Annotated in this window: 18 protein-coding genes, 2 tRNA genes and 2 pseudogenes; 18 read left to right on the top strand and 4 right to left on the bottom strand. The window is 32.0% G+C overall.

The window, feature by feature from the left end; genetic code table 11:
- Window positions 1–64: 64 nt before the first annotated feature.
- The 3 genes from CW731_RS08095 to CW731_RS08085 all read right to left on the bottom strand — a co-directional run bounded on the left by CW731_RS08095 (window position 65) and on the right by CW731_RS08085 (window position 2733).
- Complete coding sequence (locus CW731_RS08095) at window positions 65–1306, bottom strand: ammonium transporter (protein WP_100946247.1); 1242 nt, start codon at window positions 1304–1306, stop codon at window positions 65–67.
- A 70-nt stretch (window positions 1307–1376) separates the two neighbouring features.
- The gene (locus CW731_RS08090) at window positions 1377–1715 is read right to left on the bottom strand and encodes a P-II family nitrogen regulator (protein WP_100946246.1); all 339 of its coding nucleotides are present in this window, start codon (window positions 1713–1715) and stop codon (window positions 1377–1379) included.
- 208 nt (window positions 1716–1923) lie between these two features.
- Window positions 1924–2733 (bottom strand): outer membrane beta-barrel protein, encoded by an 810-nt coding sequence (locus CW731_RS08085; RefSeq protein WP_232734650.1) that lies wholly within the window; start codon window positions 2731–2733, stop codon window positions 1924–1926.
- A gap of 268 nt (window positions 2734–3001) precedes the next feature.
- On the opposite strand from CW731_RS08085, the gene CW731_RS08080 reads away from it, so the two are divergent.
- Entirely contained in the window at window positions 3002–3784 is a 783-nt protein-coding gene (locus CW731_RS08080) for a tRNA pseudouridine(38-40) synthase TruA (protein ID WP_100947656.1), read from the top strand.
- 163 nt (window positions 3785–3947) lie between these two features.
- Here the strand turns inward: CW731_RS08080 and CW731_RS08075 are convergent, their stop codons facing one another.
- Window positions 3948–5090: an acyl-CoA dehydrogenase gene (locus tag CW731_RS08075; RefSeq protein WP_100946245.1), complete on the bottom strand. Its 1143-nt coding sequence runs from the start codon at window positions 5088–5090 to the stop codon at window positions 3948–3950.
- A gap of 92 nt (window positions 5091–5182) precedes the next feature.
- On the opposite strand from CW731_RS08075, the gene CW731_RS08070 reads away from it, so the two are divergent.
- From CW731_RS08070 to CW731_RS07990, 17 genes and pseudogenes are all read left to right on the top strand, one after another.
- Complete coding sequence (locus CW731_RS08070; protein ID WP_100946244.1) at window positions 5183–6241, top strand: anhydro-N-acetylmuramic acid kinase; 1059 nt, start codon at window positions 5183–5185, stop codon at window positions 6239–6241.
- 188 nt (window positions 6242–6429) lie between these two features.
- On the top strand, window positions 6430–7662 hold the full coding sequence (locus CW731_RS08065) for a Glu/Leu/Phe/Val dehydrogenase dimerization domain-containing protein (RefSeq protein ID WP_100946243.1): 1233 nt from the start codon (window positions 6430–6432) through the stop codon (window positions 7660–7662).
- A gap of 14 nt (window positions 7663–7676) precedes the next feature.
- On the top strand, window positions 7677–9080 hold the full coding sequence (gene nhaD / locus CW731_RS08060) for a sodium:proton antiporter NhaD (RefSeq protein ID WP_100946242.1): 1404 nt from the start codon (window positions 7677–7679) through the stop codon (window positions 9078–9080).
- Between the two features lie 143 nt (window positions 9081–9223).
- Window positions 9224–9913, top strand: a complete 690-nt coding sequence (locus CW731_RS08055; protein ID WP_100946241.1) for a MotA/TolQ/ExbB proton channel family protein — start codon at window positions 9224–9226, stop codon at window positions 9911–9913.
- Window positions 9914–10306, top strand: a complete 393-nt coding sequence (locus CW731_RS08050; protein ID WP_100946240.1) for a biopolymer transporter ExbD — start codon at window positions 9914–9916, stop codon at window positions 10304–10306.
- Window position 10307: 1 nt separating this feature from the next.
- Window positions 10308–11135, top strand: coding sequence for an energy transducer TonB (locus tag CW731_RS08045; RefSeq protein ID WP_100946239.1), 828 nt, complete (start codon window positions 10308–10310; stop codon window positions 11133–11135).
- 68 nt (window positions 11136–11203) lie between these two features.
- Window positions 11204–12412: a folylpolyglutamate synthase/dihydrofolate synthase family protein gene (locus tag CW731_RS08040; protein WP_100946238.1), complete on the top strand. Its 1209-nt coding sequence runs from the start codon at window positions 11204–11206 to the stop codon at window positions 12410–12412.
- A gap of 60 nt (window positions 12413–12472) precedes the next feature.
- Window positions 12473–12550 (top strand) — tRNA-Val (locus CW731_RS08035).
- Window positions 12551–12674: 124 nt separating this feature from the next.
- Window positions 12675–12752, top strand: a tRNA-Val gene (locus CW731_RS08030).
- 347 nt (window positions 12753–13099) lie between these two features.
- Window positions 13100–14035, top strand: a complete 936-nt coding sequence (locus tag CW731_RS08025) for a Gfo/Idh/MocA family protein (protein ID WP_100946237.1) — start codon at window positions 13100–13102, stop codon at window positions 14033–14035.
- A gap of 23 nt (window positions 14036–14058) precedes the next feature.
- Window positions 14059–14203: pseudogene (locus CW731_RS15805) on the top strand (glycerol-3-phosphate cytidylyltransferase); the annotation flags it as partial.
- A gap of 5 nt (window positions 14204–14208) precedes the next feature.
- Window positions 14209–14342 (top strand): annotated as a pseudogene (locus tag CW731_RS15800) (UDP binding domain-containing protein); the annotation flags it as partial.
- Window positions 14343–14518: 176 nt separating this feature from the next.
- Entirely contained in the window at window positions 14519–15499 is a 981-nt protein-coding gene (locus CW731_RS08010) for an SDR family oxidoreductase (RefSeq protein WP_100946236.1), read from the top strand.
- Window positions 15500–15501: 2 nt separating this feature from the next.
- On the top strand, window positions 15502–16785 hold the full coding sequence (locus CW731_RS08005) for a nucleotide sugar dehydrogenase (RefSeq protein ID WP_100947655.1): 1284 nt from the start codon (window positions 15502–15504) through the stop codon (window positions 16783–16785).
- Between the two features lie 80 nt (window positions 16786–16865).
- On the top strand, window positions 16866–17915 hold the full coding sequence (rfbB, locus tag CW731_RS08000) for a dTDP-glucose 4,6-dehydratase (RefSeq protein WP_100946235.1): 1050 nt from the start codon (window positions 16866–16868) through the stop codon (window positions 17913–17915).
- A gap of 4 nt (window positions 17916–17919) precedes the next feature.
- Complete coding sequence (gene rfbA / locus CW731_RS07995) at window positions 17920–18798, top strand: glucose-1-phosphate thymidylyltransferase RfbA (RefSeq protein ID WP_100947654.1); 879 nt, start codon at window positions 17920–17922, stop codon at window positions 18796–18798.
- 1373 nt (window positions 18799–20171) lie between these two features.
- Window positions 20172–20549, top strand: a complete 378-nt coding sequence (locus CW731_RS07990) for an HU family DNA-binding protein (protein WP_100946234.1) — start codon at window positions 20172–20174, stop codon at window positions 20547–20549.
- The last annotated feature ends 785 nt before the right edge of the window (window positions 20550–21334 follow it).

Here is a 21334-nt window from a genome sequence, read left to right as displayed (position 1 = left end):
AAAAAAGAGTCAAAACCTGCAAATTTTTGAAATATGCAGGTATAATATGTCTTTTTTAAATTGATTAATGCTCGTTTAAACGAAAATCTGGATACGCATCCATACCATGTTCATGTGCATCTAAACCTTCTAATTCTTCTTTTTCATTGACCCTGATTCCCATGGTTTTCTTTAATGTGAAAATAATGATAAAAGACGTTGCAATACAAAAAGCGGCATAAGATGCAACACCAATTAATTGACTTAAAAATTGTGCTCCACTTGCTAAGTTCCCAAAAACACCAACAGCTAAAGTTCCCCAAATACCACAAATTAAATGAACAGCAATGGCGCCAACAGGGTCGTCTAACTTCAATTTATCAATGAAACTAACCGCAAAAACAATTAAGATTCCGGCAATACCACCAATTAAGATAGCATCGGTTGGAGACATTTGATCTGCTCCCGCAGTAATAGCAACTAATCCTCCTAAAATTCCGTTTAAGAACATTGTTAAATCTAAGTTTTTATATAAAATTGTAGATACTATTGCAGCAATAACTCCACCAGAAGCAGCGGCCAAACAAGTTGTTACCAATACTAAAGAAGTTAAGCTAGGTTCTGCAGATAAAACAGAACCACCATTAAAACCAAACCAACCTAACCAAAGGATTAAAACTCCAGCAGTTGCTAAAGGAATGTTATGACCAGGTATTGCTTGTATTTTTCCGTTTTTAAACTTTCCAATTCTGGCACCTAGTAAGCAAACGGCAACAAGTGCTGCCCAACCGCCAACAGAGTGCACTAAGGTTGAGCCTGCGAAGTCGTAAAAAGGAGTCGATAATTGATCTAAAAATCCGCCACCCCATTTCCAAGAACCCGCAATAGGATATATAAAACCAACATATAAAACTGTAAAAATCATAAAAGGTAAGATTTTCATTCTTTCTGCAACTGCACCAGAAACAATTGTTGCGGCTGTTGCAGCAAACATTCCTTGGAACAAAAAGTCTGTCCAGAAAGTGTATCCTTTATTATAGGCTAAATCTAAAGTTCCTTTTGCGTTTAAAGGAGAAGAAAGGCCAAATATAAAGTCTCCTAAATATCCAGAAGCATTTGCAGCCCAAGTAGGGTACATTAAATTAAAACCAACTATAGCATATAATAACAACCCAACAGTAATTATAAAAATGTTTTTAAATAAAATGTTGATGGTATTTTTTTGTCTCGTTAAACCGATTTCTAAAAGGGCGAAGCCTAAATGCATAAAGAAAACGAGTGCTGTACAGATCATCATCCATACATTATTTATTGTAAGTAATTCCATGTTTTTTGGTGTAATTTTAATTAATTATTGAAGAGAAATCTGTCTAGATACTGCCAACTGAGACTGAATATTAATTCAGTGTTTCTCTTCCTTTGGCTCCCGTTCTAATTCTGTATGCTTCGTTAATTTCACTTACAAAAATTTTACCATCACCAACATCACCTGTAGCGCCAGCTTCAATAATTGTTTTAATAGTAATTGCTTCGAAATCATCATTTACAACGATGGATAGATACCTTCTTTGAATATCGCTTGTACTATAGCTAACCCCTCTGTAAACATGCCCTTCTTGTTCGTTACCTAAACCTGTAACATCCCAATAAGAGAAAAAGTTTACGCCAACTTCATGCAGTGCATCTTTAACTGCACTAAATTTTGATTTTCTTATAATCGCTTCTATTTTTTTCATGATTGAATAAATTAATGAGTTCGTTTTTTTTTTTTTTTTAAGTATATACAGCAGCTATAGTTAATCCTGCTGCGCTGTTTTTATTAGGCAGATTAGATATAATTCTGTCTTCGGAAGAATCATATCTTATTTCTGTTACAAGTTTTAAGCTATCTTTTAGGTTTGTATTACCTGTTAAAGTGAAAGCATTTGCACTAGCATCAACTATTTATGAAGTTGTTTTGTGAAATTCTGGTATTAACCCTAAAGAAAATGTGTTAGAAAAAGTATTCTGTAAATACAAAGCAATTGATTGGTAATCAATCTCATCGTTATTTGAGTTTGAGTACGCTGCATTAATTCCGAAGAAAAAAGATTCGCTTAAGCTAAAGCCACTTGCGTAATCTAAAAATAAATAATCTGTAGCGCCAACTTGAGTTACAGCACCATATACTAAATTTAAAAACTGACCTTTATAACCTGTTTGAAAACCTAATTGATAGTCGTGAGTTGGATTTGATCCTGTGGTAATTGTATGTGGATTTGTAACTGCTAGCATAAAAGATAAATCATCTGACGCTGCATAATCTACTTTTAAACCCGTATGAGAAAAAGGGCCTGCGTTAAATAAATAAGAAACACTGTAATTGAAATTTCCTACAGGAGAAATTACTTTATACCGAAAAAAGGTGTTAAACTGACCTAAAGTAAATGTTACTTTCTCAGATGATTTATAGTAAACATATAGTTGATTAACTGTACCAGTATACGCATTTGCTCTTGGTCCGTAAGCTAAATCTGCAACTACACCAACTTTTCCTTTTTCATAAGAAAAAATGGTATTTGCCATTCCCAAACCAAATCCGTTTGCAGGAACATCAGATAAAACGCCAACAGTGCCTAAAGAGTTTTTAGAAAGATTACTGCTATAATACGTATCTACACTTCCGCTAAATGTAAAATTTCCTTTGTTCTCTTTTTCTTGACAAGACACTGTTAAACTGCTTGCTAATAATAAAGTAAAAATTATTTTTCTCATAATTTTCGTTTTTTTTATTGTGGTGTTTTATTTTAATGAACAGGTCAAATGTATCTATTTAATTTTATTTATTAGGGGTCTGTTTTTTTAAGTTATACTTTTTTAGTAAATACCCTTAAAAAAATAGAGGTTAAATTATTATAAATATATATTTTAATGAATTAAGGATATGTAATATTGGGTTTGTAAAAAATATAGTTATAATTTTGTGATATTCATAAAAATACATGTTTCGTGAAAAATTATGGATTTATTGTACTTTTGTTCTATGAAATATTCATTTTCTTATATAATTTGTATAGAATTCTTAGGTTTTCGTTTTTCTGGTTGGCAAAAGCAAAAAAATGCAAAAACATTACACGATATGGTTGATAAATCTTTGTCGTACGTTTTTGAAGATTTTGATTTTAAAACGATTGGTGTTGGTAGAACAGATGCAAAGGTGTCTGCAAATTCTTATTATGTACAATTGTTTAGAAATACTAAAATTGAAGAAGTTTCTTTCTTACGATCTTTAAATTCTAACTTTTCTCCTGATTTTAGAGCGAGTTCTGTTAAAGAGGTCGATGTAAAGTATACTATTATTAACACGCCGAAGATTAAAGAATATCATTATTATTTTTCTTTTGGAGAAAAGAATCATCCGTTTGCGGCGCCTTTTATTGTGAATATTGCTGAAGTTCTTGATATTGAAAAGATGAAAATTGCTGCAAAATTATTTGAAGGTGAACATTATTTTCATAAGTACTGTACCAAGCCAACTGAAAATGCCATCTTTAAAAGAGTTATTGATTCTTGTGAAATTGTTGAAAACACTATTTTAACCGCAAGTTTTTTTCCAGAGAAATCTTATATATTAAAGGTGAAAGGAAAAGGGTTTTTAAGGTATCAAATACGATTAATGATGGCAACGTTATTTGAAGTTGGTAAAGGAAATATCGATTTCAATTTTATTGAAGCATCTCTAAAAGAAGATAACGATAGACATTTTATGAGAAACAATGCGCCTTCTTCTGGTTTGCAGTTGTATAATATAGAGTTGAAAGAATAGTTTTTTAAATAAGCCAGCGTGAGCGATAGAAACGGCATCCTTTTTTGAAGAATGAAAAAAAGATATAGTGAATAGCGCGGTTTTTGTTTTTCTCAAAAACACGCCCAAAAGAAAAATCCATCTTATGAAAAGATGGATTTTTGTACATTATATAAGGTGTTGTTTATCCTTTGATAATTCCTCTAGAGATTACAATTTTCTGAATCTCAGAAGTTCCTTCGTAAATCTGTGTAATTTTTGCATCACGCATTAAACGTTCTACATGATAATCTTTTACAAAGCCGTTTCCACCGTGAATTTGTACCGCTTCTACGGTATGTTCCATCGCAACTTTACTTGCATATAATTTAGCCATTGCAGAAGACATGTCGTAATTATTTCCTTGGTCTTTGTCCCAAGCAGCTCTCATAACTAACATTCTTGCAGCTTCAATTTCTGTGTGCATGTCTGCTAATTTAAACGCAATTGCTTGGTGGTTACAGATTTCTGTTCCGAAAGCTTTACGTTCTTTAGAGTATTTTAAAGCCAATTCGTAAGCGCCAGCTGCAATACCTAAAGCTTGAGCAGCAATACCAATTCTACCTCCAGAAAGTGTTTTCATGGCAAATTTGAAACCAAATCCATCTTCACCAATTCTATTTTCTTTAGGTACTTTTACATCGTTAAATTGTAACGTATGCGTGTCTGAACCACGGATTCCTAATTTATCTTCTTTAGGGCCTACGTGAAAACCTTCCATTCCTTTTTCAACAATAAAAGCATTAATTCCTCTATGTCCTTTTTCTCTATCTGTTTGTGCAATTACTAAATAAACATCTGCACGACCACCACTTGTAATCCAGTTTTTTGTACCATTAACTAGGTAATGGTCTCCTTTATCTTCTGCGGTTGTTGCTTGTGAAGTTGCGTCTGAGCCTGCTTCTGGTTCACTTAAACAGAAAGCGCCAACAAATTCTCCTGTAGCTAATTTTGTTAAATATTTTTGTTTTTGTTCTTCAGAGGCATACGATTCTAAGCCGTAACAAACCAAAGAATTATTTACAGATACAATTACAGAAGCAGAAGCATCAATCTTAGAAAGTTCTTCCATAATTAATACATAAGAAATAGCATCCATTCCGCTTCCTCCGTATTTAGGATCTACCATAATTCCCATAAAACCAAGGTCTCCCATTTTTTTTACTAATTCTTGTGGGAATTCTTGTTTATTATCTCTCTCTATTACACCAGGTAATAATTCGTTTTGCGCAAAATCTCTTGCAGCATCTCGAATCATTATGTGTTCTTCTGTTAAACTAAAGTCCATCTATCTATTTATTTGTTATTTTCTTAATATTCGACTTCAAAGATATCGATTTCGTAACATATTTTCAGTAGACTTTTATTATTTTTACGCAAATGAATAAAAGAGAGGTTTTTGTAATAGGTTTAATGTCTGGTACTTCTTTAGACGGAATAGATTTGGTGTATGTGAAGTTTAGGAAGGACGACTATGCGTTTTTTGATATTTTACATGCAGAAACAGTAGCGTATTCTAAAGAATGGAAGCAATTGTTACAGAATGCAATTCATTTTTCTTCGGAAGAATTATTGGTTTTAGATACTACTTACGGCAAACACTTGGGAGGTGTAATTGATAACTTTATTCATAATTATAAGATTGAAAAGATCGATTTTATAGCTTCTCACGGACATACAATTTTACATCAACCAGAAAAAGGAATTACGTTACAAATAGGTTCTGGTGAAGAAATTGCAAAAATAACGAAACAAAAAGTTGTTTGCGATTTTAGAACACAAGATGTTACGTTAGGTGGTCAAGGAGCGCCTTTAGTGCCAATTGGTGATGAATTGTTGTTTTCTGAATATGATTTTTGCTTAAATTTAGGAGGGTTCTCTAATGTTTCTTTTCATAAGAATGGAGGAAGAGTAGCTTTTGATATTTGTCCTGTAAATATTGTTCTGAACTTTTATGCCAATAAAATTGGATTAGAATATGATGCGTCTGGAAAAATTGCATCAGAAGGGAAGATTAACAAACAACTTTTAGAAGCTTTAAATTCTTTAGATTTTTACAAAATAGCACCACCAAAATCCTTAGGATTAGAATGGGTTCAACAAGAAATATTTCCTTTAATAGATAGTTTAGAAACAGATATCTCTGTAATTTTAACAACTTTTGTAGAGCATATTGCAATTCAGATAGCTACTGTAATAAAAAATTCAGATTCTGTTTTAATAACCGGAGGTGGTGTTTTTAATTCTTTTTTAATGAGCCGTATAGAGTGTTATGCTAACGTTAAAATTAAACAGTCATCAGACGCATTAATTAATTATAAAGAAGCATTAATTTTTGCCTTTTTAGGAGTCTTAAAAATTGATAATCAAGTAAATTGCTTAAAAAGTGTCACGGGTGCTAGTAAAAATCATTCTTCGGGAGTAATTTTTTTACCGTAGTTTTTGATTTAAAAAGTTTTAACATTTGTTTTTTTTACAGTAAGTTTGTGGGGTACAGTACAACTATATAATAATTCTAAAAATATTTTAAAAGATGAATCAGCTTTAGCTTCTCTAGATACAAAAGTGCCGTAAAAAATTGCATAAAAGAATTTAGAAATTAAGTTGAAATTTTATAAAGAAATAAGATGAAAGAATTATTAAAAAAATACGAGAACAAACAACCAGAAATCGTTTTTCACTGGAAAGATCAAGAAACAGAAGCAGAAGGTTGGACGGTTATAAACTCATTAAGAGGTGGAGCAGCTGGTGGAGGAACCAGAATGAGAAAAGGCTTAGATAAAAATGAAGTTTTGTCTTTAGCAAAAACAATGGAAGTGAAGTTTACCATTTCTGGTCCCGCAATTGGTGGTGCAAAATCTGGTATTAACTTCGACCCGAATGATCCAAGAAAAAGAGAAGTTTTAGAGCGTTGGTACAAAGCAGTAACTCCTTTATTAAAACATTATTATGGTACGGGTGGAGATTTAAATGTAGACGCAGATAAAGATGTAATTCCTATTACAGAAGATTGTGGTGTTTGGCATCCACAAGAAGGTATTTTTAATGGGCATTTTAAACCTACAGAAGCAGATAAAATTAATAGAATTGGTCAATTGCGCTTAGGTGTAATTAAAGTAATCGAAAATAAAAACTTTTCGCCAGATTTATCAAGAAAATATACCGTTGCAGATATGTTAACTGGTTACGGTGTCGCAGAAGCTGTAAAACATTATTATAATATTTACGGAGGTCATATTGAAGGGAAAAGAGCTATTGTTCAAGGATTTGGAAATGTGGGTTCTGCAGCAGCTTACTACTTAACTCAATTAGGAGCTAAAGTTGTTGGGATTATAGATAGAGATGGTGGTGTAATAAAGGAAGAAGGTTTTTCTATGGAAGAAATGACTGCTTTATTTTTAGCTAAAGATGGAAATAAATTAGTTTCTGAAAATATGATTCCTTTTGAGGAGATTAATGATAAAATATGGAGTTTACCTGCTGAAGTTTTTATTCCTGCAGCGGCTTCAAGGTTGGTTTCTAAAGATCAAGTTCAACAAATGATTGACTCAGGATTAGAAGTAATCTCTCCAGGAGCAAATGTTCCTTTTGCAGACAAAGAAATTTTCTTTGGACCTATAATGGAGTACACAGATAATCATTTAAGCTTATTACCAGATTTTATTTCAAACTGTGGTATTGCAAGAGTTTTTGCCTATTTAATGGAGGCAAGAGTCCCTTTACCAATGCAAGACAAGGCTATTTTTGATGATACATCGAATATTATAAAGAAAGCATTACAAAACACTTTTAAAAAGAGTGCATCTAAAACAAAAATATGTTCAACTGCGTTTGAAATAGCGCTTAAACAATTGATATAAACTAAATAGAGAATATGGAATCAGTAATTATTATAGTATTTGTAATGGGGTATTTGGCCATTACTTTAGAGCACAACATAAAATTAGACAAGCTAATACCAGCACTGGTAATGATGGCTGTATGTTGGGCTTTAGTTGCTTTAGGAGTAGATAATTTTACAAGTTGGTTCGATTCTGGTAAGCACGCTTTAGTAGATGGTTTTGGTGGTCTTGGGCATGATGCTAAAATGCATTTAGTAGAAGAAACACTGCTGCATCATTTAGGTAAAACGGCAGAAATTCTAGTATTCCTTTTGGGAGCAATGACTATTGTAGAGGTTATTGATTATTTTGATGGTTTTTCAACAATTAAAAGTTATATTAGAACAAAGAAGAAATCTAAAATATTATGGATTTTCTCAATATTAGCATTTATATTATCTGCAATTATAGATAATTTAACAGCGACCATTGTTCTGATTTCTATTTTACAGAAAATTGTTAAAAAGAGAGAAGAAAGAATTTGGTTTGCAGGTTTAATTATTATTGCAGCAAACGCAGGTGGTGCTTGGTCTCCTATTGGAGATGTTACTACAACAATGCTTTGGATTGGTAAAAAAGTAACTACTTTAAAATTAGTAGAATACTTATTATTGCCATCTTTATTGTGTATGGCAGTTCCTACATTTGTAGCATCATTTTTACCTGCTTTTAAAGGGGAAATAGATTTTGATGAAAACGAAGTAGAGAAACCAAAAAGTCCGCACAGTGCTAGAATGTTGTATTTAGGTTTAGGAGCTATTGTTTTTGTTCCTATTTTTAAAACAGTTACACATTTACCTCCTTACGTTGGTATGATGTTATCTTTAGCTATTGTGGCTACTTTTGCAGAGATATACAGTCGTTCTAAATTCTCTTTAACAGATTATGATAGTGCGGAGTCAGAAGCACATGCGCATCACAGCCCTGTTCATGCGTCTTTATCTAAAATTGAAATGCCAAGTATTTTATTTTTCTTAGGAATTTTAATGGCAGTTGCAGCTTTAGAGTCTTTAGGAATTTTATTCAATTTTGCCTCAACTTTACAGGAAACTATACCGATGATGGGAACAGAGTTACATGTTGCAGGTAGTACGGGTGTATCTGATTTAGTAGTAATGTTATTAGGAGTTGGTTCTGCGGTAATTGATAACGTACCTTTAGTCGCAGCAAGTTTAGGAATGTTTTCTGAGCCAATTGATAATGAGTTATGGCATTTTATCGCTTTTTCAGCAGGAACAGGTGGTTCTATGTTAATTATTGGTTCTGCGGCAGGAGTTGTAGCAATGGGAATGGAGAAAATAGATTTTTTCTGGTATTTCAAAAAAATATCTTGGTTAGCATTAATCGGTTTTTTAGTCGGTTCTGCTACATTTATGATTACGAGAACACTATTTTAATTCATATAAAATAAAATATAAAATGTCATTTCAGTTTTTATTTGAAATGGCATTTTTTTTGATAATAAATTTGACTTGTTCATTTTGAAGCAATTTTAAAAAAGAATAGTCGTTAGTAAGTTAGAACTTTAAAACAATAGTAAATGTTGTCATTTTTTCAAGAAAATAAAGAGTTGTTAGAGGAAGTAGTTTCCGAAGAAAAAACACTGTCTATCTATAAATTAATTATGGATGGTGGTTTAGGAGGTCAAATAATAATTGCGATCCTTTTTGTGTTACTAACTGTTGGTTTGTATATTTATTTTGAACGTTTCTTTGCTATAAAAGCGGCTTCTAAAGTAGATGAAAATTTTATGAATCAGATTCGAGATTATGTTTCTAATGGTAAACTAGAAGCTGCAGATTCGCTTTGTAAAAGCAAGAATACTCCAACGGCGCGTTTAATCGGGAAAGGAATTTCTAGAATAGGAAAACCTTTAGAAGACATTAATACAGCTATTGAAACCGCTGGTAAATTAGAAGTGTATCAACTAGAGAAAAATGTAAGTGTTTTAGCAACTATTGCAGGTGCAGCACCAATGATTGGTTTTTTAGGAACTGTTATTGGAATGATTATTGCTATCCATGAAATAGCAAATGCAGGCGGACAAATAGATATAAAATTACTGTCAGATGGTTTGTATACTGCCATGACAACCACGGTTGCTGGTTTAATTGTTGGTATTATTGCTTACATAACATACAATCATTTGGTAGTTAGAACAGATAAAGTAGTGTATCAAATGGAAGCAAAATCTGTTGAGTTTTTAGATTTATTAAACGAACCAGTCTAAATGAATTTACGCGGAAGAAATAAGGTAGATCCAACATTCAATATGTCATCCATGACAGATATTGTTTTTTTATTGTTGATATTTTTCATGCTTACATCTACATTAGTAACCGTAAGCGCAATTGATGTTTTACTACCAAAAGCAGGCGGAAAGACAGAAAATAGTAAGTCTGTTGCAGTTTCAATTACTAATAATTCGCTTTTTTATATTGATAAAACAGAAGTGACTGCATTAGAATTAGAAAGTGAGATTTTAAGAAAAGTAGGGGCAGATAAGCAGAAAACAATTATCATTCGAGGAGACAAAGATGTTCCTTATAAAAATGTGATGAAAGTGATTGACATTGCAAATAAGAACAAATTAAAAATGATTTTAGCTGTAAAAGGCAAGTAATATGTTAATTTTAGATACCAAACATAAACGTAAATCGGCAGTAATTACTGCGCTTATTCTGTTGCTTTTAATCTTCGGAATATTCAATTACGGAATGCAATATTTAGACCCGCCAGAAGAATATGGTTTGGCAATAAATTTTGGAGATGCAAATGTTGGTAGTGGAGAGCCTGTTGTAGTCTCTAAAAAAACGGTTCCGAAAGAAGTTGTAAAAAAAGAAGCAGTTGTAGAAGAGGTTAAAGAAACTCCAGAAGAAACCATTAAAGAAGAAATTATTACAAATGATACTTCTAAAGATGTTCCTGTTGTAGAAAAAGTAAAAGAAAAGAAGAAGGAACCGATTAAGGAGGTTATAAAAAAGGAAATTCCGAAAGAAAAACCGAAACCAAAACCATCTAAAGAAAATCAAGATGCTTTAAATAAGTTGTTAAACGGAAATTCATCCGAAGGGAAGTCAAAAGGAGAAGGAGATGATGAGGTTGTGGGAGTAAAAGGTAAAAAAGAAGGAGATCCCAATGCTTCTAATTATTACGGCAATACTGGAAGTGGCTCTGGAGGAGATTATAATCTAGCAGGAAGGAAAGCACTTTCTAAACCAAAAAAACAACCAGATTGCCAAGAAGAAGGTATTGTTGTTGTTCGAATTACGGTAGATAAAAACGGAAAAGTAATTAGTGCAGTTCCTGGTGTAAAAGGAACAACAAATACGGCACCTTGTTTAGCAAAACCAGCAAAAGAAGCAGCTTTAAGAACTACATGGAATTCAGATAAAGATGCTCCAAAAATTCAAATAGGAACTATTATTTATAAGTTTTCTTTGTCTAAATAATCACTTACATTTGTTGTTTATTAATTGTTATGCTTAGCTTGTCGAAGCATCTTTTCAATCCGTTATTAATGACCTATAAAGAAACCTTAGATTGGATGTTTGCGCAATTACCAATGTATCAAAGAGAAGGTAAAGCCGCATTTAAAAAAGATTTAACCAATACTTTAGCGCTATCAAAAGAATTAAACTTTCCAGAAAATAAATTCAAATCGATTCATGTTGGCGGTACAAACGGAAAAGGATCTACAAGTCACATGTTAGCTTCAATTTTACAAGAAGCAGGTTATAAGGTTGGTTTGTATACCTCTCCGCATTTAAAAAACTTTACAGAAAGAATTAGAATTAATGGGGAAGAGATTCCGAAGCAAAAAGTAACTTCATTTATAAATAAGCAAAAAGATTTTCTAGAGAAGCAAAAATTATCGTTTTTTGAAATGACAGTAGGTTTGGCTTTTGATTATTTTGCTACTGAGAACGTTGATATTGCAATAATTGAAGTTGGTTTAGGCGGAAGATTAGATTCCACAAATATTATTACTCCAGAAATTTCTGTAATCACAAATATAGGTCTAGATCATACACAGTTTTTAGGAGAAACATTGCCGGAAATCGCTTTTGAAAAAGCAGGCATTATAAAGAATAAAATTCCTATTATTATTGGTGAAGAGCAAAAAGCTGTAAAAAATGTCTTTTTAGATAAATCGGAAGCAGAAAAAGCACCCATTTATTTTGCTTCGGATGAATCTGCGCTTTATAAAACCGATTTGTTAGGTGATTATCAAAATAAAAATACAAAGACAGCTGTTGTAGCAATAAAAAAGTTAAAGGGATTTCTAGTTTCTGAAGAAAACATTCAAAACGGATTGCTAAATGTTGTAAAAAACACAAGTTTAAAAGGAAGATGGCAGGTTTTACAAGAGCATCCGAAGGTAATTTGCGATACTGCTCATAATAAAGAAGGTTTAAAAATTGTTTTAAATCAATTAAAAAGAGAGCAATTTAATAAGCTTCATATTGTTTTAGGGGTTGTCTCAGACAAGAAATTAGAAGACGTTTTGCCTCTTTTTCCAAAGAGTGCAATCTATTACTTTTGTAGACCAAATATACCAAGAGGACTCTCGGAAGGGGTTTTACAAGAAAAAGCAAAAGAATTTGGTGTAATTGGAGAAAAATATTTTTCTGTTAAAGAGGCTTTTGAAAGAGCGTTACTTAATGCTAATCAGCAAGATATAATTTATATTGGAGGAAGTACATTTGTTGTGGCAGAAATTATTTAAATAAATTATGTTTTTTGTTTTGGTATGTCTAAAATCAGTGTTATATTTGCATCCGCTTTAGGGCAATTAGCTCAGTTGGTTCAGAGCATCTCGTTTACACCGAGAGGGTCGGGGGTTCGAATCCCTCATTGCCCACCAAAGTTAAATCCTTCACACTTATGTGAAGGATTTTTTCGTTTTAAAATGAATTTTAATTTCAGATAAAAATATATAACATTTTGTTTGGTATATCTAAAATCTATGTTATATTTGCAGCCGCTTAGGGCAATTAGCTCAGTTGGTTCAGAGCATCTCGTTTACACCGAGAGGGTCGGGGGTTCGAATCCCTCATTGCCCACCAAAGTTAAATCCTTCACATTTATGTGAAGGATTTTTTCGTTTTTAATGGCTTTAGAGAAAGGGGTAAGTGGTTCTTTTTTGTTATATTTGATTTTCTTGAAAAAGAGTTAAAAAAGAACTCCTAACATGAGTGTAGAGCCAACAACGGGAAAATACTAGTTGCGTTTGTGTTATTTATAGTATCTAACCTGTGTGGATTTCGCTTAATAAAAAAAGGTTGCTTTTTAGTTCATCTTTCTATAGAAAATAACAGGAAATTTTCATTTTGTGAAATTAGGGATAGTTAAGCCTTTTTTCTATGAACAAATTGTGGAGTGTTTTAATATAAGTTAGTAAATCATTATAATAATGAAAAATTTCGCATTAATAGGCGCAGCGGGCTATATCGCACCAAGACATTTAAAAGCAATTAAAGATACTAATAATCATTTAATAGCCGCTTTAGATAAGTTTGATTCTGTAGGGGTTATGGACAGTTATTTTCCTAACGCAGATTTTTTTGTAGAATTTGAAAGATTTGATCGGCATATAGAAAAGTTAAAGAGAAATCAAAATATTAATTTAGATTACGTTAGTATTTGTACACCAAATTATTTACACGACTCTCATATAAGAATGGCCTTAAGAAGAGGTGCTGATGCAATTTGTGAAAAACCAATTGTCTTAAATCCTTGGAATATAGATGCTTTAGCTGCTATAGAAAAAGAATCGAAAGGAAAAATTAATACCATTCTTCAACTAAGATTACATGAGTCTATTATTGAGCTTAAAAATAAAGTTGATGTAGCGAATAAAATAGGCAAGTATGATGTCGATTTAACATATATAACCTCAAGAGGGAAGTGGTACGATGTTTCATGGAAAGGTGATGAGTCTAAATCAGGAGGAATAGCAACAAATATTGGGGTTCATTTTTATGACATGTTATCTTGGATTTTTGGTAATGTGCAAGAAAATATTGTTCACCTTAGAGAAAAAAACAAAGCAGCGGGTTATTTAGAGTTTGAAAATGCAAGAGTTCGATGGTTTTTGTCTATTGATGAGGATGATCTTCCAAAAGAAATTAAAGAGAAAAGTCAAAGAACCTATAGATCAATAACTATTGATAATGAGGAATTAGAATTTAGTAAAGGTTTTACAGAGTTGCATACTGAGAGTTATAAGAAGATTATTTTGAACCAAGGCTTTGGTTTAGAGGAAGTTCGAAGTTCAATTGAAATAGTTCATGATATTAGGAACAAAGAAGTGATAAAAACAGGAGAAAAACACCCTTTTTTAGACTAAAAATATACTATTATTTTTGTTAGATGAAAGTAGGAACTATCTTCAGTTCGTTTGATCTATTGAATGCCAGACATATTACAATGTTAGAGGATATAAAAAAACAGACCTATACAATCTGTAGTAGAAAGATACATTCAATTAAATGAATGTAAATATGTAGATGAAATTATACTTCTAAATATGAAGTGTTACAATGGGGTGATGGGTTAATTTTATTAACAGAGTGGAAAGAATTTAGATCTCCAGATTTTGACGAAATAAAAATTCAATTAAAAAAAAACCTATTATTTTTGATGGTAGAAATTAGTACAATGCATTTAATTTAGCAGCAAAAGGGTTTGAATATTATCAAATAGGTAAATAATAATACTCAGCTATAATGTATATAGCTAAAGAGATTTATTTTCTATAATTTATGTTACTTTTCTCAAAATATTTTTGAAATTAATATTCAATTATTATAATTAAATATAAAAAAATAAAATGGAAATTAATTTAGTAGGTAAAAAGGTTTTAGTTACAGGAGGTGCTGGCTTTATAGGGTCTAATTTATGTGAGCAACTATTGTTAAAAGGAAACAACGTTGTTTGTTTAGATAATTTTGCTACAGGTAAAAGAGAAAACTTAGAAGGGTTTAAGAGTCATAAAAATTTTACGCTATTTGAAGGCGATATTAGAAATTTAGAAGATTGCTTAAAAGCTACTAAAGAAGTAGATTATGTCTTACATCAGGCTGCACTAGGGTCAGTTCCAAGGTCTATTCAAGATCCAATAACTTCAAATGAAGTAAATGTTACTGGGTTTTTAAATATGTTAGTAGCATCTAGAGATAATAATATAAAAAGATTTGTATATGCAGCAAGTTCTTCTACTTATGGTGATTCTGAAGCATTGCCTAAAGTTGAGGATAAAATAGGTAAACCCTTATCTCCGTATGCAATTACAAAATATGTAAATGAACTATACGCTGACATCTTTTCTAAAACCTATGGTTTAGAGACGATTGGGTTGCGATACTTTAATGTTTTCGGTAGAAGACAAGATCCAAATGGTGCTTACGCAGCCGTCATCCCTAAATTTGTGAGCCAATTGATGAATTTAGAGTCACCAGTTATTAATGGAGATGGAAATTACTCAAGAGATTTTACTTATATAGATAATGTTGTACAAGCTAATTTTTTAAGTCTTTTAGCAGATAAAAAAGCAGTTAATACAGTATATAATGTAGCTTTTGGAGACAGAAATACATTAAATGATTTGATGGGATATTTAAAAGAATACTTGTCAGAATTTAATTCAGAAATAAAAAATGTAGAAGTAGTTAATGGACCTAATAGACAAGGAGACATTCCTCATTCACATGCTAGTGTAGATAAAGCAAAAGAATTATTAAATTACAACCCACAGTTTTCTTTACAAAAAGGATTAAAAGAAGCTGTAAATTGGTATTGGAAAAATTTGTAAAAATGAAAAAAGATAAGATCGCTATTATAGGTTTAGGCTATGTAGGTTTGCCATTAGCAAGACTTTTTGCTACAAAATACTCTGTTGTTGGTTTTGATATTGATACAAATAGAGTTACGGAGCTAATGTCTGGTGTAGACAGTACTCTTGAAGTAGATGAAGATACTTTAAAATCTGTTTTAGTTGATGATGTTACTGGGTTGAACGGTTTATTTTGTACAAATTCCTTAGAGAAAATAAAAGATTGTAATTACTATATAATAACTGTTCCAACTCCAGTAGATAAAAATAACAGGCCAATTTTAACCCCTTTAATAAAGGCAAGTGAAACTGTTGGAAGTGTACTTTCAAAAGGAGATGTCGTTGTCTATGAATCCACTGTTTATCCGGGTGCAACCGAAGAAGATTGTGTTCCTGTTTTAGAGAGAGTTTCTGGTTTGAAATATAATATTGATTTTTATGCTGGGTATTCTCCAGAAAGAATTAATCCAGGAGATAAAGAACACACTGTAGAAAAAATTTTAAAAGTAACATCTGGTTCTAATTCAGAAGTTGGTGTAAAAGTAGATACTTTATATAAATCAGTTATTACTGCGGGTACTCATCTTGCGCCAACAATAAAAGTAGCGGAAGCAGCAAAAGTGATTGAAAATTCACAAAGAGATATTAATATTGCATTTGTTAATGAGCTAGCCAAAATTTTTAATTTAATGGGTATTAACACGCATGACGTGTTAGAAGCTGCCGGAACCAAGTGGAATTTTCTACCATTTAAACCAGGATTAGTTGGTGGGCACTGTATAGGTGTAGATCCTTATTATTTAGCACAAAAGGCGCAAGAGTTTGGTTATAATCCTGAGATTATTTTAGCAGGAAGACGTATGAATGACAGTATGGGAGAGTATGTTGCTTCTGAGGTTGTTAAATTGATGATTAAAAGAGATATTCGAATTAAAAATGCTGAAATTTTAGTTTTAGGAATTACTTTTAAAGAGAATTGTCCAGATGTTAGAAATACAAAAGCGGTAGATGTTATATCTTCCTTGAAAGAATTTGGAATTAATGTAACAATATATGATCCATGGGCTAATGAAAAGGAAGTTTTACGTGAGTATAATTTAGTTTCTGTAAAAGAGTTGCCTAAAGAAAAATTTGATGCTGTGGTTTTAACTGTTTCACATAATGAATTTAAAAACTTGGATTTTTTAGCCTTAAAAAAAGAAAACTCTTTAGTTTATGATGTGAAAAATATTCTTGACGAATCTTTAAAGGATAAAACTTTATAATTTTTTATTGCTTCTGTTAGAAAAACCTTGTTAGTATTTAATAAAAGTGAAAGTATAAAAATTGCAGACAATAAATAAGAATGAATAAAAAAATTTTGATTACTGGAGGAGCTGGATTTATAGGGTCACATGTTGTTAGACTTTTTGTAAACAAATATCCAGAATATACAATATACAATTTAGATGTATTAACATACGCAGGTAATTTAGAAAACCTAAGGGATGTTGAAAAAAAATCTAACTATGTTTTTATTAAAGCAGACATAACAAACGAAAATCAAATAAATGAAATATTTGATGAATTTAAATTTGATTCTGTTATTCATTTAGCAGCAGAATCTCATGTAGATAGGTCTATTAAAGACCCTTTGGCTTTTGCAAGAACAAATATTTTAGGCACAATGATTCTCTTAAATGCTTTCAATCGTTTATGGAGTAATAATTGGAGTAATAAGAGGTTTTACCACGTTAGTACAGATGAGGTGTATGGAAGCTTAGGACTCACAGGTTTATTTACAGAAGACACTTCCTACGACCCTAATTCTCCTTATTCAGCATCCAAAGCAAGTTCAGACCATTTTGTTCGTGCTTACGGAGAAACTTATGGTATGCCATATGTAATCTCTAATTGCTCTAATAATTATGGTCCCAATCATTTTCCAGAAAAATTAATTCCATTATTTATAAATAATATTATTAATAAAAAATCACTTCCAGTGTATGGAGACGGTAATTATACTAGAGATTGGTTGTATGTAATAGATCATGCGATTGGTATAGATACCGTTTTTCATAATGGAGCTAATGCGGAAACTTATAATATTGGAGGGTTTAATGAATGGAAAAATATTGACTTAGTAAAATTACTTTGTAGTTTAATGGATACTAAGCTTTCTAGAGAACCTGGTGATTCAGAGAGATTAATCACTTACGTTAAAGACAGGCCAGGTCATGATTTACGATACGCAATCGATGCAACAAAAATAAATAAAGAGTTAGGTTGGTGCCCAACAGTAACATTTGAAGAAGGGCTTGCTAAAACAATAGATTGGTACTTTGATAATAAAGAATGGTTGAATAATGTAACTTCTGGTGAGTATCAAAATTATTATAAAGAATATTATAACTAAAAATATGAAAGGAATTATTTTAGCAGGTGGCTCAGGTACACGTTTACACCCATTAACAATTGCAATAAGTAAACAATTGTTACCTATCTATGACAAGCCGATGATTTATTACCCATTGTCGGTTTTAATGCTGGCTGGTATAAAAGAGATTCTAATTATTTCTACACCACATGATCTTCCTAGCTTTAAAAAACTATTAGGAGATGGTTCGCAATTTGGTATTGAGCTAAGTTATAAAGAACAACCAAACCCAGATGGTTTAGCGCAAGCCTTTATTCTTGGAGAAGAATTTATAGGCAACGATGATGTTTGTTTAGTTTTAGGAGATAATATTTTTTATGGACATGGGCTTACAAACCTATTACAAGCCTCAATAAAGAACGCAGAGACTCAGCAAAATGCAACAGTTTTTGGTTATTATGTTCAAGATCCCGAAAGATATGGTGTTGTTGATTTTGACAAGGATGGAAAAGCAATAAGTATAGAAGAAAAACCAAAAAAGGCGAAGAGTAATTATGCTGTAGTTGGATTGTATTTTTATCCAAATAGTGTTGTTAACATAGCTAAAAAAGTGAAACCAAGTCACAGGGGTGAATTGGAAATTACTTCTGTTAATCAAGCATACTTAAAAGAAGGGACGTTAAAAGTAGAATTATTGGGAAGAGGTTTTGCTTGGTTAGATACAGGTACCCCCGAATCATTGTTAGAAGCTACAAATTATATACAAGCTATTGAGAATAGACAAGGATTAAAAGTAGCTTGTCTCGAAGAAATAGCATATGAAAAAGGCTATATTTCTAAAGAACAGTTATTAGAACTTGCGGAACCGTTAAAGAAAAATGGTTATGGGCAATACTTAATTCAAAGAGTAAAAGAGCTATAACATAAACTTTACACTCACAGAGATTACTTATTTAATTACAAGTTATTTAGTGGTAACATGGGGTGTTTTTTTTAAACTTTTAGACAAGATGAATTCGAGATATTTTAGGTTTCGATGTCAACTTCTATTAGGATAATGAATCGAATTTTTTTATGTTATGTGTTTTTAAGAAGATTGCATCACCAATTATTGCCACACTCACAAATGAAGCTTGTAAGAGTAATTGAAAGTAAAGTAGTACGAAACAGATTTTTTGGAGTTTAAGAATGCAACATTTCGTTGGCTTTTGTTTATTGATGAAAATGAGTTGCCGAAAGAAATAAAGGAAAAAGAACAAAGAAGAAAGAAGCTTCAGGTCTATAGCAATTGATAATGAAGAGTTAGCCTTTAGTAAGGCTTTACAGAGTTACGTTCCGAAAGTATAAAACAATATTGTAATGAGGGTCTCGAGCTTAAGAGCTTCGAGGTGCTATTGTAATTGTTTATGATATTAGAAACAAGGAAACAAACCAATTAGCATATAGCCACTCTTTTTTAAGAAAATAAGCATATACTTATAAGTAAAGATCATAAAATAAAGAATTGATTTTTTATCAGTTGTAGCACAGCTTTAGATTCACTGTCATACTTCTTTTGTGTAAGTTAAACATAAAATATATAAACTCATAAAAACCGTTAAAGTTAAAGTTTAGAAAAGAGATAAATGTCTTTGCAACTACCTGTACCACAGTTGTTTCATCTATTTGTACTGTTTTTTTAAGTAAAATGCAGTCCTCTATCATAAGTTGTTTTAGAATGTTCATTTCTTTTACCTATCAATAACTGAATTTGTTAAAATTATACTGTGAAAAATAAGGAAACTAATAACTAAAAGAAACGCAAGCCTCTTTAAAAGCGTTTTGTGCTGTTCTTTTTTGAAAAACAACATAAATCTACTTGATTTAATGAACTATCGATAGAGCTATCTTTTACTGTTGATAACTCAAGGTAAATAAGTTAGATTAGGTATTGGTGATAGTTGTATCTTTACAAAAGTAAAAAAGCCTTAAAGTTGGTGCTTAAAGACTTTTTTAAAATGGTAACACTTTAAGAAGTGTTTGTTTTGATTCTAGACTTCAAAATTACAATACTTCTTAAAACTTACCAAAAAAATTAGTATAATTTTTAATGCAGTACATCAAACTGCCAGGTAAGGTATGATTTAATTTTATTTTCACGAACTCCATTAGGTAATTGTTACTTAGTGTTTTACTACTTAAAATCGTGAGTGGTTGGGTGCTTGTCACAGAGTTTTTAAAGCGACTATAGAGATGTCTTATAACAATCTCTTTAAATAAAAGTTGTAATTTTTTAAATTTTTAAAGTAAACCATCATGGTAAAAGTAAAATCAATAGAACGTCCAAATCCGCAGGACAGAGTAGCGGCCAATAAGTTTTATGCACAAGCAATTGCAACAGGTACCACCGATTTAGAAAGGTTGGCGTATTTAGTGTCTAATCAAAGTACGGTAAGAGAAGCAGACTGTTATGCAGTTTTATTGTCTTTGTTACATAATGTAGCAGATGAGTTAGCGCAAGGTAAAATTGTAAAGTTAGATAAGTTGGGGTCTTTTCAAATAGGAATAAGCTCAGAAGGGGTTGCTACAAAAGAGGAGCTATCGATAAATGCTATTAAAAAAGCACATATAAATTTTAGACCAGACAAACGTTTGCGTTCGATGCTAAGTAATGTAGATTTCACATTCAATTAATAGGTATTGTACATTGTTTAAAGAGTCCCGATGCTACATCGGGACTTTTTTTTGCCTAAAAACTTCCCATACTTCTCTTAAAAAGAAAGGTAACTTTTTGCAAAAAGGAGCGTTACTTTTAAGTAAAAGAAAGGATACTTTTTTAAAAAGTATCCTTTCTTTTTTTTTGGTCCTTTTAAACAGGTTGGTAAGGTGTTTTTACAGAGCTGTATGCAGGAATGAAAACCCTAAAACTGCCATTGCGTCACTAAAACCCGTCATTACTCCACTCGAATCCGTCATTGTTCCACTCGCATCCGTCATTGCGAGGCACGAAGCAATCTCATGGAGTAGGAGAGAATAACAATACCTCCTCGCAATGACGCTCGAATCTCTCATTGCGTCACTCGAATCCGTCATTGTTCCACTCGAATTCGTCATTGCGAGGTACGAAGCAATCTCATGGAATAGGAGTGAATAACAAACAGATTGCCGCGTCGTACCTCCTCGCAATGACGCTCGAATTTGTCATTGCGTCACTCGAATCCGTCATTGTTCCACTCGAATCCGTCATTGCGAGGCACGAAGCAATCTCATGGAGTAGGAGCGAATAACAAACAGATTGCCACGTCGTACCTCCTCGCAATGACGCTCGAATTAGTCATTGCGTCACTCGAATCCGTCATTGTTCCACTCGAATTCGTCATTGCGAGTCACGAAGCAATCTCATGGAATAGGAGTGAATAACAAACAGATTACCGCGTCGTACCTCCTCGCGATGACGCTCGAATCTCTCATTGCGTCAC

The organism is Polaribacter sp. ALD11, from assembly GCF_002831685.1.
Taxonomy (GTDB): Bacteria; Bacteroidota; Bacteroidia; order Flavobacteriales; family Flavobacteriaceae; genus Polaribacter.
Note: the sequence above shows the minus strand (reverse complement) of the source record. Positions and strands in the feature narration are given on the sequence as shown.